Origin of the sequence: Pseudoxanthomonas taiwanensis, from assembly GCF_010093135.1 — a bacterium.
In the GTDB taxonomy this organism is placed as follows: domain Bacteria; phylum Pseudomonadota; class Gammaproteobacteria; order Xanthomonadales; family Xanthomonadaceae; genus Pseudoxanthomonas; species Pseudoxanthomonas taiwanensis.
Map to the genome: position 1 here is coordinate 26,542 of NZ_PDWK01000027.1, position 13,444 is coordinate 39,985.

The window sequence follows — 13,444 nt, forward strand, 5'->3', positions numbered from 1 at the left end:
CCGCTCAGGCCGCCGGCGGCGGCAGGCCGAACAGGCGCTCGGCGTTGGCGGAGGTCGCCCGCGCGATGTCCTCCGGCGCCTGGCCGCGCAGCGCCGCCACCGTCTCCAGCACGAAGCGCAGCCGCGCCGGTTCGTTGCGCCGGCCGCGGATGGCGCTGTCCGGCTGGTCCGGGGCGTCGGTCTCCAGCAGCAGGAACTCCAGCGGCATGGCCGCCACCAGGCCGCGCAGGCGTCTGGCGCGCTCGTAGGTCAGCGGCCCGCCCAGGCCGATCAGGAAGCCGAGCCGCCACAGCTGCCGGGCCTGCTCGGGACTGCCGGAGAAGCTGTGCACCACGCCGCGCAGGCGGCCGCTGTGGCCGTCCACGCGGCGGATGGTGGCGATCACCGCGTCCACCGCGCGGCGCGCGTGCACGATCACCGGCAACCCGGTCTCGCGCGCCAGGCGCAACTGGCCTTCGAAATAGCGCTGCTGTGCCTCCGGGTCCAGGCCTTCCACGTGGTAGTCCAGGCCGCATTCCCCCACCGCCACCGGCTTCTCGCGTTCGATCCACGTGGCCAGTTCGTCCAGGTGTTCCGGGCGGTGCGCGTCCAGGTACATCGGGTGCAGGCCGTAGGCCGGGTACAGGCCCGGATGCGCGCGGCAGACCCCGCGCAGCTTCGGCCAGCCGGCCGCGTCCACCGCCGGCACCACCTGGCGGACCACCCCGGCCTCGACCGCGCGCCGCACCACCTCGTCCCGGTCCGGGTCGAACTCGGCCGCGTCGAGGTGGCAGTGGCTGTCCACCAGCAGCATGGCTCAGCGGCGTTCGGGCAGGGGCGGCGGCGCCTTGCGCTGCTTCCAGTTGGCCAGCAGCAGCGTGCCCAGGCCCAGCACGATTTCGTCCACGAACGGCAGGGGATCGAACGGCCACAGCACGCTGATGGCGAAGGCCACCGCGGTCAGCTTGAACAGGGTCGGATAACGCAGGCCGCGCGCCCATTCCAGGAACGGCAGCAGCAGGGGATTGGCCATGTCGGGCCTCGCCGGAAAACCGACGGAAAAGCTACCACGTGGCGGGTGTGCGCAGGCCGTGCGCGGAGTCATGCCCGCGTTCAGCTTCGCCGTGGTGGAATCACGCCGGAAAATTGACGGAGCGGGAGGGTCCCGCAAGGAGCACGGCCATGAAACAAGCCACGACTGCCCTGGTTGCGGTAGGCGCGCTGCTGGTAGGCGGTATCGCCACTGCGGCCTTCATCAACAACCGCGACAAGGGCACCGAACCGGCCGCGCTGGCGCCGCCTTCGGCCGAGGCCGGCCTGGCCGTGGACGATGCCGCCAGCGGCGACGAGCTGCGTCCGGGCGGCCTGGACTACGCGGAGATCCTCGCCGTCGAGCCGGTGACCGAGAAGGAGAAGGTCTATGCCACCGTGATCGGCAGCGAGCCGGTGCGCGAGACCACCCAGACCACCGTGCCGCGCGAGGTCTGCGAGGACGTGGTGGTGCAGGAGCGCCTGCCCGAGCGCGACGGCAACGTCGGCGGCACCGTGGCCGGCGCCGTGATCGGCGGTGTGCTGGGCAACCAGATCGGCGGCGGCAAGGGCAAGAAGGTCGCCACCGCGGCCGGCGCCATCGCCGGTGGCGTGATCGGCAACCAGGTGGACAAGCGCCACGAGGGCGGCCGGGTGGTCACCCGCACCGAGCGGCAGTGTCACACGGTCAGCGAGGTGTCCGAGTCCACCCGCGTGACCGGCTACAACGTGACCTACCGCAACGCCGACGGCACCACCGGCACCATGCGCATGGCCAGCAAGCCCGGCGAGCGCATCGCCATGGGCACCCAGGACAAGGTGGTGGCCTGGGACGTGACCTACCGTTACCAGGGCCAGGAGGGCAGGGTGCGTCTGGCCGAGAAGCCGGATTCGGACCGCCTGCCGGTGGTGGACGGCAAGGTCGTCCCCGCCGCCGCGGTGGTGGACGCCGGAAGCGGCAGCCGGCAGTAGGCCCGGCAGTACGCCACGGAATGGAAGGCCGGCCCCCAGCCGGCCTTCTTTTTGCCCGTCCTGCGCAGGCCGATGGGCACTGCCTAAATCGCCGCACGGGCCGATACAATCGCCGCTTCCTTCCAACCTGTGAACCGAGCGCCATGGCCCTGTCCCCGTACGACCTGTTCGACATCCGCTCCCAGCTCAGCGAGGAGGAGCGAGCCGTGCAGGAGACCGTGGCGCGGTTCACCAACGAACGGGTGCTGCCGATCATCGGCGAGTGCTTCGACCAGGGCCGCTTCCCGAAGGAGCTGGTCCCGGAGATCGCCTCGCTGGGCCTGCTGGGTTCCTCGCTGCCTGAGGAGTACGGCTGCGCCGGCCTCAACGCGGTCAGCTACGGCCTGATCTGCCAGGAGCTGGAGCGCGGCGACAGCGGCCTGCGCAGCTTCGTCAGCGTGCAGTCCTCGCTGTGCATGTACCCGATCTACGCCTACGGCTCGGAGGAGCAGCGCCGGCAGTGGCTGCCGCGCATGGCCGCCGGCGAGGTGATCGGCTGCTTCGGCCTGACCGAGCCGCACGGTGGTTCCGACCCGGCCAACATGAAGACGCACGCCCGCAAGGACGGCGGCGACTGGGTGATCAACGGCTCCAAGATGTGGATCACCAACGGCAACCTGGCCGACATCGCCATCGTCTGGGCGCAGACCGACGAGGGCATCCAGGGCTTCATCGTGGAGAAGGGCACGCCCGGCTTCACCGCCCAGGAGATCAAGCACAAGATGAGCCTGCGCGCCTCGGTGACCAGCGCCCTGTACTTCGACAACGTGCGCGTGCCCGAGGCCAATCGCCTGCCCAACGTCAAGGGCCTCAAGGGTCCGCTGGGCTGCCTGACCCAGGCCCGCTACGGCATCACCTGGGGCCCGATCGGCGCGGCCATCGCCTGCCTGGACGAGGCCCTGAACTACAGCAAGGAGCGCGTGCTGTTCGGCCGCCCGGTGGCCGCCACGCAGAGCGCGCAGATCAGGCTGGCCGACATGGCCCGCCGCATCACCCTGGCGCAGCTGCTGAGCCTGCAGCTGGGCCGGCTGAAGGACGCCGGCACCATGCAGCCGCAGCAGGTCTCGCTGGCCAAGTGGAACAACTGCCGCATGGCCATCGACATCGCCCGCGAGTGCCGCGACCTGCTGGGCGGCGCCGGCATCACCACCGAGCACGTGGCCATCCGCCACGCGCTGAACATGGAGTCGGTGATCACCTACGAGGGCACCGAGACCGTGCACCAGCTGGTGATCGGCCGCGAGCTGACCGGCATCAACGCCTTCTGACGCGGTCCGGGCCCGCTTCCGTCGCGACGGACGGCCGGCAGGCCGCCGGCGCGGCGGACGACCTGTGGGGGAGGCAGGAATGGACGTGACCGCACCGCAACTGGAGGCGCCGCGCCTTCTGCTGTGCCTGCCGCGGCAGGAGGACTTCGAGGCGTGGGCCGCGTTCATGGCCGACGCGGAGGCCACCGCGCACATCGGCGGCGTCCAGCCGCGCGCGCAGGCCTGGCGCGGCCTGGCGACGGTGGTCGGGGCCTGGCAGCTGCGCGGCTACGCGATGTTCTCGGTGGTCGAGAAGGCCACCGGTGAATGGGTCGGCCGGGTCGGCCCCTGGCAGCCGGAAGGCTGGCCCGGGGCCGAGGTGGGCTGGGGCATCGTGCGCAGCCGCTGGGGCCGGGGTTACGCCACGGAAGCGGCCACGGCCTGCCTGGACTGGGTCTTCGACGTGCTCGGCTGGGACGAGGTCCTCCACGTCATCGGCCCGGGCAACGAACGTTCCATGCGGGTGGCCGCGCGGCGGGGCTCGCGCTTCCTGCGCAGGGGCCGGCTGCCCGGGCCGCTGCACGGGCGGCCGGTGGAGCTGTGGGGACAGACCCGCGCGCAGTGGCGCGCACGCCGGGAGCAGGGCGCATGATCACCGTCCACGGCATGTCCATGTCCGGCAACTGCCACAAGGTGCGCCTGGCACTGGAGCAGCCGGGCCGGCCGTACCGCTGGGTCGAGGTGGACGCCGCCCGCGGCGGCGCCCGCAGCCCGGAGTTCCTCGCCCTCGACCCCGGCGGCAAGGTGCCGCTGCTGCTGCAGCTGGACGACGGCCGCCTGCCGGCGGAGTCCAACGCCATCCTGTGCTGGCTGGCCGGAGGAACGCCGCTGCTGCCGGCCGATTCCTGGCAGGGCGCGCAGGCGCTGCGCTGGCTGTTCTTCGAGCAGTACAGCCACGAGCCGTACATCGCCGTGGCCCGCTTCATCCGCGGCTGGACGCCGCCCGGTCCGCCTCGCCGCGCCGGACTGCCGCGCCTGCACGAGCGCGGCCGGCAGGCGCTGGGCCTGATGGAATGCCACCTGCAGGACACCGACTGGTTCACCGGCCGGGCCTGCGGCGTGGCCGACATCGTCCCTGTTCGCCTGCATCCACTGCGCGGCCGACGGCGGCTTCGACCTGTCCGCATGGCCGCGCATCGGCGCCTGGCTGGCGCGCGTGCGCGCCACGCCCGGCTTCGTGCCGATGCCGCCAACGATCCCGAAGCGGCGGCCCGCTTCGCCCAGAACCCGTGAATCCCGGAACCAACGCATGAACGCTCCCGCCATCCCCGCCTGGAAGAAAGGCGTCAACCGCGCCGAAATCTGCGACCGCAACTTCATCGAGGCGGTGCGCGCCTGGGACGGTACCCCGCGCCCGCGCCCGCGCGACGAGGCGCCGGTGCTGCCGGGCAGCGCCCTGGACGCGCGCGGCTTCCGGGAGCTGTTCGAGTCGCAGCTGATCAGCCGCCACCTGGACCTGATGGCACGCGTGCTGCGCGTGCAGAACAAGGTCTTCTACACCATCGGCTCCAGCGGCCACGAGGGCAACGCCATGGTGGCGCGGCTGACCCGCCACACCGACCCGGCGTTCCTGCACTACCGCAGCGGCGGCTTCATGGCCGAGCGCTTCCGCAAGCTGCCGGGGATGGACCCGGTGATGGATTCGGCGCTGAGCTTCGCCGCCAGCGCCGAGGACCCGGCCTCCGGCGGCCGCCACAAGGTCTGGGGCAGCAGGCCGCTGTGGGTGCTGCCGCAGACCTCGACCATCGCCTCGCACCTGCCCAAGGCGCTGGGCACGGCCATCGCCATCGAGCAGGCGCGGCGCATCGGCCACGCCCTGCCGGTGCCGGCCGACAGCATCGTCATCTGCTCCTTCGGCGACGCCTCGGCCAACCACGCCACCGCGCAGACCGCGTTCAACGCCGCGGCCTGGACCGCCTACCAGAAGCTGCCGGCGCCGGTGCTGTTCGTGTGCGAGGACAACGGCATCGGCATCTCGGTCAAGACCCCCGACGGCTGGATCGCCAACCGCTTCCGCAACATGCCGGGCCTGGACTACTTCTTCGCCGACGGCCTGGACCTGGCCGAAGGCTACGCCCAGGTGCAGGCGGCGGTGGAACATTGCCGCAACACCCGCCGGCCGACCTTCCTGCACCTGCGCACCACCCGCATCATGGGCCACGCCGGCACCGACTTCGAGATCGAGTGGCGCCCGCTGGAGGAGCTGCTGGCGGTGGAGGCCACCGACCCGCTGCTGCGCAGCGCGGCCATCGCCCTGGAGTCCGGCCTGTACACCCGGGACGAGCTGCTGGAGCAGTACGAGGCCATCCGCCGCCGCTGCTTCGCCGCGGCCGAGGAGGCCGACCGCCGACCCAAGCTGACCACCCTGGAGCAGGTGATGGCGCCGCTGGCGCCGTACACCCCGGACAAGGTCAAGGCCGAGGCCGAGCGCGCCGACTACGCCGAACGCCGCCTGCAGGTGTTCGGGGGCGAGGACCGCCTGCCGGAGAAGCTGCCCCCCCGCCACCTGGCCATCCAGATCAACCAGGCCCTGCACGACCTGATGGCCAAGTACCCGGAGATGCTGCTGTTCGGCGAGGACGTGGCGCAGAAGGGCGGCGTCTACACGGTGACCAAGGGCCTGTACAAGGCCTTCAAGGGCAACCGCGTGTTCAACACGCTGCTGGACGAGACCATGATCCTGGGCCTGGCGCAGGGCTACGCCAACATGGGCATGCTGCCGATCCCGGAGATCCAGTACCTGGCGTACTTCCACAACGCCTGCGACCAGATCCGCGGCGAGGCCTGCTCGCTGCAGTTCTTCAGCAACAACCAGTACGCCAACCCGATGGTGGTGCGCATCGCCGGCCTGGGCTACCAGCGCGGCTTCGGCGGCCACTTCCACAACGACAACTCGATCACCGCCCTGCGCGACATCCCCGGCCTGGTGGTCGGCTGCCCCAGCCGCGGCGACGACGCGGCCACCATGCTGCGCACGCTGGCCGCGCTGGCCAGGGTGGACGGCCGTGTGACCGTGTTCCTCGAGCCGATCGCCCTGTACATGACCAAGGATCTGTACGAAGCCGGCGACGGGCAGTGGCTGTTCCCGTATCCGGCGCCGGACCAGGCCATGCCGCTGGGCGAGGGTCGGGTGTACGGCGAGGGCAACGATGACCTGGTCATCATCACCTACGGCAACGGCGTGCCGATGAGCCTGCGCGCCGCGCGCCGCATCGAGGCCCGGCACGGCTGGAAGGTGCGGGTGGTGGACCTGCGCTGGCTGGTGCCGCTGAACGAGAAGTTCATCCACCAGCAGGCGGCCAGTGCCAGGCGCCTGCTGATCGTGGACGAGGGCCGCCGCAGCGCCGGCGTGGGCGAGGGCGTGATCACCGCGATCATCGAGGGCGGCTTCGGCGCCCGCCCGTTCCGCCGCGTGGTCGGCGCCGACACCTACACCCCGCTGGCCGGGGCCGCCTTCCTGGTGATCCCGGGCGAGGACGACATCGTCGCCGCCGCCGACGGGCTGACCGGCTGACGCCGGCCGGGCGGAGCGGGCGCGCCTCCCCGCCGCGGCGGGCCGCCTTCACCCGGCGCCCGCGCCCGCCCGCCTAGCCTCCATGGCTCGGTTCCCAAGGGAGCAGGATCATGGACAAGCGCACCATCGCCGTATTCGTCGGCAGCCTCCGCAAGGATTCGTACAACCGCCAGCTGGCGCGCGCGCTGGAACGGCTGGCCGAGGACCGGCTGCGGTTCGACTACGTCGACATCGGCCGGCTGCCCTTCTACAACCAGGACCTCGACGGCGATTACCCGCCCGGGGGCGTGGCGCTGAAGCGGCAGGTCCGCGGCGCCGACGCGGTGCTGTTCGTCACCCCGGAATACAACCGCTCGGTGCCGGGCGTGCTCAAGAACGCCATCGACCTGGCCTCGCGCCCGTACGGGGACAGCGCCTTCGCCGGCCTGCCGGCGGCGGTGATCGGCGCCTCCCCCGGGGCCATCGGCACCGCCCTGGCCCAGCAGCACCTGCGCAACATCCTGTCCTACCTGGACATGGCGGTGATGCCGCAGCCGGAGGCGTACATCCAGTTCGAGGACGGGCTGGTGGATGCCGACGGCCGCGTCACCCGCCAGGACACCCGCGAGTTCCTCGAGGACTTCGTGGACCGCTTCGTCAACTGGATCAGCCTGCAGCGCGGCTGAGGACGCTCAGCCCGGCCGCAGCTGGGCCAGGCCGGCACGCAGGCGCTCCAGCGGCGAGGGATCCACCGGGCCGGCATCGGTCAGCACCGCGGCCAGGGCGCGGCGGAACGGCGGCAGGCCGCCGCTGGCGCGCAGCACCGCACCGCGCAGCCAGCGTGCCGGCAGCGCGTCGTTGGTGTACAGCCCGACCACGGCGCGGGTGGCCTGGAACAGCGGCCAGCAGCCCAGGCGGTGGCGGCGCTCGTAGCGCTCCAGCAGTGCCGGGTCGCCCGGGTCGCGGCCCTGGGCCAGGGCGGTGGCGGCCAGGTCGGCGAGCCTCTCCACGCTGGCCAGGCCCAGATTGAAGCCGTGCGCGGTCACCGGGTGCATGCCCACCGCGGCGTCGCCGGCCAGGGCGAAGCGGGTGCCCACGAAGCGCCGCGCCCAGGTGGCCACCAGCGGATAGAGGTGGCGGGTGCTGGCCAGCTCGACCACCCCCAGGCGGCCGTCGTAGCGGCGCTCCAGCTCGGCGGCGAAGCTGGCCTCGTCGGTCGTGGCCAGGCGCCGGGCCTCCTCGCCGGGCAGGGTCACCACCGCGCCGGCCACGTACTCCGACAGGGGCAGCAGGGCCAGGGTCTGACCCAGGCCGAACCACTCCCAGGCCGCGTGGTTGTGGGGCAGGGTGTGGCGGATCCGGCACACCAGCATGCTGCGGCCGAAGTCATGCAGATCGGCCGGGATGCCCATGGCGCGCCGGGTCTCGGAGAAGCGGCTGTCGGCGGCCACCAGCAGCCGCGCCTGCAGGCACAGGCCATCCTCCAGCTCCACGCTGGCGGCGTGCGCGTCGGCGTGCACCGAGCGGACCCTGGCCGGGGCCAGCAGTTCGATCCCCGGGGTCTCCTGCACCGCCAGCCAGGCCGCGCGGCGGATCAGGTGGTTGGCCACCAGGTTGCCCAGCCGATCGCCGCCGTCGGCGGCCACGCGCAGCTCGTGCGGCAGGTCGCGGTCCATGACCCGGGCGGTGCGCAGCGGATGGACCTCGGCGGCGGGGATGTGCTGCCACACGCCCAGTTCCTCCAGCAGCCGGACCGAGGCGTGGGTCAGGGCGATCTCGCGGCCGTCGAAGGCCGGCTCGGCCAGGGCGGCCGGCGGCTGGCGTTCGACCAGGGCCACGCGCAGCCCCTGCAGGGCCAGGGCACGGGCCAGGCACAGGCCGACCGGACCGGCGCCGACGATGGCGATGTCGTGGTGCATCGGACGCTCCTCGCTGGTACGGACCGGGCCAGTCTAGGCCGCGGCGCGTGGTCGTCCCCTGATCCTGGTCAAGCCGCGCCCGGCGCAGTCCGGCCGGCCGGGCGGCCCGGCGGCTATACTGCACCGTCCGACCCTGCACGGCGGAGCGGGCTGCCATTGCGAATCAGGCACTTGCAGCGCATTCCGCACAATCCGCATCACTTCCGGTGGCGCCCAGCGCCGCGACACCCCGGGAACCGACCGACGCATGCGCCTTTCCACGATCAAGCTGTCCGGTTTCAAGTCCTTCGTCGACCCGACCACGTTGCACCTGCCGACCAACATGACCGGCATCGTCGGTCCCAACGGCTGCGGCAAGTCCAACATCATCGACGCGGTGCGCTGGGTGATGGGCGAGAGCTCGGCCAGCCGCCTGCGCGGCGACTCGCTGACCGACGTGATCTTCTCCGGTTCGGCCACGCGCAAGCCGGTGTCGCAGGCCACGGTCGAGCTGATCTTCGACAACTCCGACCACACCATCACCGGCGAGTACGCCGCCTACAACGAGATCTCGGTCAAGCGCACGGTCAGCCGCGACGGCCAGAGCAGCTACTACCTCAACGGCACCAAGTGCCGCCGCCGCGACATCACCGACCTGTTCCTCGGCACCGGCCTGGGCCCGCGCAGCTACTCGATCATCGAGCAGGGCATGATCAGCCAGATCATCGAGGCCCGGCCTGAGGAGCTGCGCGTGTACCTGGAGGAGGCGGCCGGCATCTCCAAGTACAAGGAGCGGCGCCGCGAGACCGAGAACCGCATCCGCCACACCCGCGAGAACCTGGACCGCCTCAACGACCTGCGCGAGGAGGTGGACAAGCAGCTGGAGCACCTGCGCCGGCAGGCGCGCCAGGCCGAGCAGTACCAGGCGCTTGCGGCCGAGCGCAAGGCCAGGGACGCCGAGTGGAAGGCGCTGCAGTACCGCGAACTGGACCGGCAGCTGCAGGCCCTGCGCGAGCGCCTGGCGCAGGAGGAGACCAGGCTGGAGCAGATCATCGCCGGCCAGCGCGAGGCCGAGCGCGAGATCGAGACCGGCCGCGTGCGCCGCGAGGAGGCCGCCGAGGCGCTCAACCGCGCCCAGGCCGAGGTCTACCAGGTCGGCGGCGTGCTGGCCCGGATCGAGCAGCAGATCCAGCACCAGCGCGAGCTGGCCGACCGCTTGCACAAGGCCCGCGACGAGACCGCCTCCGCGCTGGAGGAACTGGACCGCATGATCCAGGACGACCAGGCCAGGCTCGAGGCCCTGACCGCCGCGGTGGCCGAGGCCGAGCCGCGCCTGGAGCAGCTGCGCGAGGACGACGAGCTCAGGCAGGAGGCCCTGCGCGAGGCCGAGGCCGCGCTGGCCGACTGGCAGCAGCGCTGGGAGGCGCATGGCCGCGAGGCCGCCGAGGCCGCGCGCGCCGGCGAGGTCGAGCGCACCCGCGTGGACTACTTGGACCGCCAGGCGATGGAGGCCGAGCGCCGCCGCGAGGCGCTGGCCGCCGAACGCGCCGGCCTGGACCTGGAGGCGCTGGCCCAGGCCTACGAGCAGGCGCAGATCGAGCACGAGACCCGGCGCACTGCGCTGGAGGGCCTGAACGAGCAAGTCGAATCGCGCAAGCAGGCCGTGGCCGGGCTGCAGGAGCAGCAGCGGACCACCCAGGCCGAGCTGGCCGAGGTGCGCAAGCAGGCCCAGGCCGCGCGTGGCCGCCTGTCCTCGCTGGAAGCCCTGCAGCAGGCCGCGCTGGGCCAGGAGCAGGGCGCGGCCATGGCCTGGCTGAAGGCGCGCGGGCTGGATTCGGCCGCGCGCGTGGGCGAGCGCCTGCAGGTTGAGGAAGGCTGGGAGAACGCCGTCGAAAGCGCGCTGGGCCAGCTGATCGAGGGCGTGCTGGTGGAGGCGCCGGAGACGCTGGTGGAGGCCCTGGCCGACCTGGGCGAGGGCCGCATCGCGCTGGTGGCCGACGGCGAGGGCGAGGGTGCCTTCGCGCCGGCCTCGCTGGCGGCCAGGGTGCGCGGCCCGCTGGCGATCCGCCGCCTGCTGGCGCGCCTGCACGCTGCCGAGGACCTGGCCGCCGCGCGCGCGCTGCTGGCCCAGCTGCCCGAGGGCGACTCGGTCATCACCCGCAACGGTGAACGCCTGGGCGAGGGCTGGGTGCGCGTGTCCCGCCAGGGCGCGGCCCGCCAGGGCGCGCTGCTGCGCGAGCGCGAGATCCAGGCCCTGCGCGCCTCCATCGAGGAGCTGCAGCAGCGCGAGGCGGAGCTGGAGGATCGCCTGGCCGGCCTGCGCGACCAGCTGCTGGCCGCCGGGCAGCAGCGCGAGGACGCGCAGCGCCAGCTGTACCTGGCGCACCGCGGCGTGTCCGAGCTGGCCGGCCAGCTGCAGAGCCAGCAGGGCCGCCTGGACACCGCCCGCCAGCGCATCGAGCGCATCGAGGCCGAGCTGGCGCAGCTGGCCGAGACCCTGGACACCAGCCGCGAACAGGCCCGCCAGGCGCGCTCGCGCCTGGAGGAGGCGGTCACCCGCATGGCCGAGCTGGAGACCACGCGCCAGGCCCTGGAGGCCGAGCGCCGCCGGCTCACCGAGGCGCGCGACCTGGCCCGCGACGCCGCCCGCGCCAGCCGCGAGGCCACCCACGCCCTGGCCCTGAGCCTGGAGTCGCAGCGCGCCCAGATCGCCTCGCTGACCCAGGCACTGCAGCGCATGGCCGCCCAGCGCGGGCAGCTGGACTCACGCCTGGGCGAGCTGGCCGCGCAGCTGAGCACCGGCGACTCGCCGATCCAGGCCCTGGAGGCCGAGCACCAGGCCGCGCTGGCCGAGCGCGTGCGCGTGGACCGCGTGCTGGCCGAGGCCCGCTCGGTGCTGGAAGGGATCGACAACGAGCTGCGCGCGCTGGAGCAGACCCGCCACCAGCGCGACGAGCAGGCCCTGGCCCAGCGCGAGCGCATCGCCCAGCGCCGCCTGGAGCAGCAGGCGCTGCAGCTGAAGGCCGAGCAGCTGGTGGAGGCGATCACCGCCGACGGCCTGGTGCTGGAGGATGTGATGAACACGCTGCCCGAGGTCGCCGACCCTGCGCAGTGGGAGCAGGCCGTCGCCCAGATCGACGCGCGCATGCGCCGCCTGGAGCCGGTCAACCTGGCCGCGATCCACGAGTGCGGCGAGGCCGAGCAGCGCAAGCAGTACCTGGACTCGCAGCACGCCGACCTGACCGCGGCGCTGGAGACCCTGGAGGAGGCCATCCGCAAGATCGACCGCGAGACCCGCGGCCGCTTCAAGGATACCTTCGACCGGGTCAACTCCGGCCTGCAGGCGCTGTACCCGCGCCTGTTCGGCGGCGGCCATGCCTATCTGGAGCTGACCGGCGAGGACCTGCTGGACACCGGCGTGGCGATCATGGCCCGCCCGCCGGGCAAGCGCGTGTCCAACATCTCGCTGCTGTCCGGCGGCGAGAAGGCGATGACCGCGGTGGCGCTGGTGTTCGCCATCTTCCAGCTCAACCCCGCGCCGTTCTGCCTGTTGGACGAGGTGGACGCGCCGCTGGACGAGGCCAACGTCGGGCGCTTCACCCACATGGTCAAGGAGATGAGCGAGAAGGTGCAGTTCCTGTTCGTCAGCCACAACAAGGCGACGATGGAGGCGGCCGACCAGCTCTGCGGTGTGACCATGCGCGAGCCGGGCGTGTCGCGCCTGGTGAGCGTGGATCTGGAGGAGGCCGCGCGCCTGGCCGGCGCGGCCTGACCCCGGCACGCGCGCGGCGGCGCGGGGAAGGGCACGGCCCCTTTCCGCGCCGCCTCGTTTTTTGCCATGCTTGCCGCCCATGTATTGAGGCGGAGACCGGTTCCATGTCCGACATCGCCCTGCTGCGCATCGGCATCCTCGTGGTCGGCGTGCTGCTGATGGCCGCGATCTTCTGGTTCGGCCGCCCGCGCAAGGAGGCCCCGGTGCGCCGCCGCGAGTCGCCGGCCGCGGCGCCCGGGCCTGCGCGCCAGCGCCGCGAGCCCGCGCTGGAGGACGAAGCCGCCGCAGAGGAAGGCGCCGAACCGGCGCAGCCGGAGCTGGGCCTGCAGGAACCGGCGCCGGCACCTTCCACCAGCACCCTTGGCAAGCGCGAGAACCCGGACTTCGACAAGATCGTGTCGCTGTACGTGGCCGCGCGCGCCGGCCGCGTGCTGCGCGGCGAGGACATCGTGGTGGCCGCGGAGAAGACCGGCATGGTGTTCGGCCACATGAACGTGTTCCACCGCCTGGTGGAAGGCCACCCGGAGCGCGGTCCGGTGTTCAGCATGGCCAGCATCATCAAGCCCGGCAGCTTCGACATGGCCAACATCCACCAGATGGAGACGCCGGCCATCGCCTTCTTCCTGACCCTGCCGGCCCCGGTGCCCGCGCTGGACGCCTGGGAGAAGATGCTGCCGACCGTGCAGCGCGTGGCCGAGCTGCTGGACGGCGTGGTCCTGGACGAGAACCGCAATGCGCTGGGCCGCCAGCGCATCGCCCACATCCGCGACGAGCTGCGCGCCTACGCCCGCCAGCACGAAGCGCCGCCGCTGACCCGGGCACCGCGCTGGTAAGCGCGACCCGGGCGTGCCGGGGGGCGGTAACCGCGGCCGCCGCCGCGCGCCTGCCGTTCCCGGCGCGGCCACAGCGCCGGGATTAACATCGCCGCTCCCGAGCCCGCCCCCATCCGCAGGTC

General features: G+C 72.6%; 10 protein-coding genes and 1 pseudogene. 8 read left to right on the forward strand and 3 right to left on the reverse strand.

The genetic code is table 11. The annotated features are described in order from the left end of the window. Window positions 1–4 precede the first annotated feature (4 nt). Complete coding sequence (locus tag CR938_RS07195; RefSeq protein ID WP_170296521.1) at window positions 5–793, reverse strand: TatD family hydrolase; 789 nt, start codon at window positions 791–793, stop codon at window positions 5–7. A gap of 3 nt (window positions 794–796) precedes the next feature. Beyond that, a complete protein-coding gene (locus CR938_RS07200; protein WP_162124351.1) occupies window positions 797–1,012 on the reverse strand; it encodes a DUF6116 family protein in 216 nt (71 codons plus the stop codon). A gap of 149 nt (window positions 1,013–1,161) precedes the next feature. Between CR938_RS07200 and CR938_RS07205 the strand changes: the two genes are divergently transcribed. The 6 genes and pseudogenes from CR938_RS07205 to CR938_RS07225 all read left to right on the forward strand — a co-directional run bounded on the left by CR938_RS07205 (window position 1,162) and on the right by CR938_RS07225 (window position 7,505). Next, window positions 1,162–1,980, forward strand: a complete 819-nt coding sequence (locus CR938_RS07205) for a glycine zipper 2TM domain-containing protein (RefSeq protein WP_162124352.1) — start codon at window positions 1,162–1,164, stop codon at window positions 1,978–1,980. Window positions 1,981–2,123: 143 nt separating this feature from the next. Continuing rightward, window positions 2,124–3,287 carry an acyl-CoA dehydrogenase family protein gene (locus CR938_RS07210; protein ID WP_162124353.1) on the forward strand — a complete coding sequence of 388 codons (1,164 nt, stop codon included), beginning with the start codon at window positions 2,124–2,126 and terminating at the stop codon, window positions 3,285–3,287. Window positions 3,288–3,366: 79 nt separating this feature from the next. Further along, on the forward strand, window positions 3,367–3,918 hold the full coding sequence (locus tag CR938_RS14390; RefSeq protein WP_170296522.1) for a GNAT family N-acetyltransferase: 552 nt from the start codon (window positions 3,367–3,369) through the stop codon (window positions 3,916–3,918). Next, window positions 3,915–4,515: pseudogene (locus tag CR938_RS14395) on the forward strand (glutathione S-transferase family protein); the annotation flags it as partial. The gene CR938_RS14390 and the pseudogene CR938_RS14395, both read left to right, overlap by 4 nt. A gap of 60 nt (window positions 4,516–4,575) precedes the next feature. Beyond that, window positions 4,576–6,840 (forward strand): thiamine pyrophosphate-dependent enzyme, encoded by a 2,265-nt coding sequence (locus CR938_RS07220; protein ID WP_162124361.1) that lies wholly within the window; start codon window positions 4,576–4,578, stop codon window positions 6,838–6,840. A 110-nt stretch (window positions 6,841–6,950) separates the two neighbouring features. Further along, entirely contained in the window at window positions 6,951–7,505 is a 555-nt protein-coding gene (locus CR938_RS07225) for an NADPH-dependent FMN reductase (RefSeq protein ID WP_162124354.1), read from the forward strand. Window positions 7,506–7,511: 6 nt separating this feature from the next. Here CR938_RS07225 and ubiM read toward each other — a convergent pair whose 3' ends face one another. After that, window positions 7,512–8,738, reverse strand: coding sequence for a 5-demethoxyubiquinol-8 5-hydroxylase UbiM (gene ubiM / locus CR938_RS07230; protein ID WP_162124355.1), 1,227 nt, complete (start codon window positions 8,736–8,738; stop codon window positions 7,512–7,514). 247 nt (window positions 8,739–8,985) lie between these two features. Between ubiM and smc the strand changes: the two genes are divergently transcribed. After that, window positions 8,986–12,489 carry a chromosome segregation protein SMC gene (gene smc / locus CR938_RS07235; RefSeq protein WP_162124356.1) on the forward strand — a complete coding sequence of 1,168 codons (3,504 nt, stop codon included), beginning with the start codon at window positions 8,986–8,988 and terminating at the stop codon, window positions 12,487–12,489. 104 nt (window positions 12,490–12,593) lie between these two features. Next, window positions 12,594–13,322 (forward strand): cell division protein ZipA, encoded by a 729-nt coding sequence (zipA, locus tag CR938_RS07240; RefSeq protein WP_162124357.1) that lies wholly within the window; start codon window positions 12,594–12,596, stop codon window positions 13,320–13,322. Window positions 13,323–13,444 lie beyond the last annotated feature (122 nt).

Excerpts from the sequence above, each read along its gene's own strand:
- CR938_RS07195 (WP_170296521.1), bottom strand. The coding sequence starts at position 793 with ATGCTGCTGGTGGACAGCCACTGCCACCTCGACGCGGCCGAGTTCGAC.
- CR938_RS07200 (WP_162124351.1), bottom strand. The coding sequence starts at position 1,012 with ATGGCCAATCCCCTGCTGCTGCCGTTCCTGGAATGGGCGCGCGGCCTG.
- CR938_RS07205 (WP_162124352.1), top strand. The coding sequence starts at position 1,162 with ATGAAACAAGCCACGACTGCCCTGGTTGCGGTAGGCGCGCTGCTGGTA.
- CR938_RS07210 (WP_162124353.1), top strand. The coding sequence starts at position 2,124 with ATGGCCCTGTCCCCGTACGACCTGTTCGACATCCGCTCCCAGCTCAGC.
- CR938_RS14390 (WP_170296522.1), top strand. The coding sequence starts at position 3,367 with ATGGACGTGACCGCACCGCAACTGGAGGCGCCGCGCCTTCTGCTGTGC.
- CR938_RS07220 (WP_162124361.1), top strand. The coding sequence starts at position 4,576 with ATGAACGCTCCCGCCATCCCCGCCTGGAAGAAAGGCGTCAACCGCGCC.
- CR938_RS07225 (WP_162124354.1), top strand. The coding sequence starts at position 6,951 with ATGGACAAGCGCACCATCGCCGTATTCGTCGGCAGCCTCCGCAAGGAT.
- ubiM (WP_162124355.1), bottom strand. The coding sequence starts at position 8,738 with ATGCACCACGACATCGCCATCGTCGGCGCCGGTCCGGTCGGCCTGTGC.
- smc (WP_162124356.1), top strand. The coding sequence starts at position 8,986 with ATGCGCCTTTCCACGATCAAGCTGTCCGGTTTCAAGTCCTTCGTCGAC.
- zipA (WP_162124357.1), top strand. The coding sequence starts at position 12,594 with ATGTCCGACATCGCCCTGCTGCGCATCGGCATCCTCGTGGTCGGCGTG.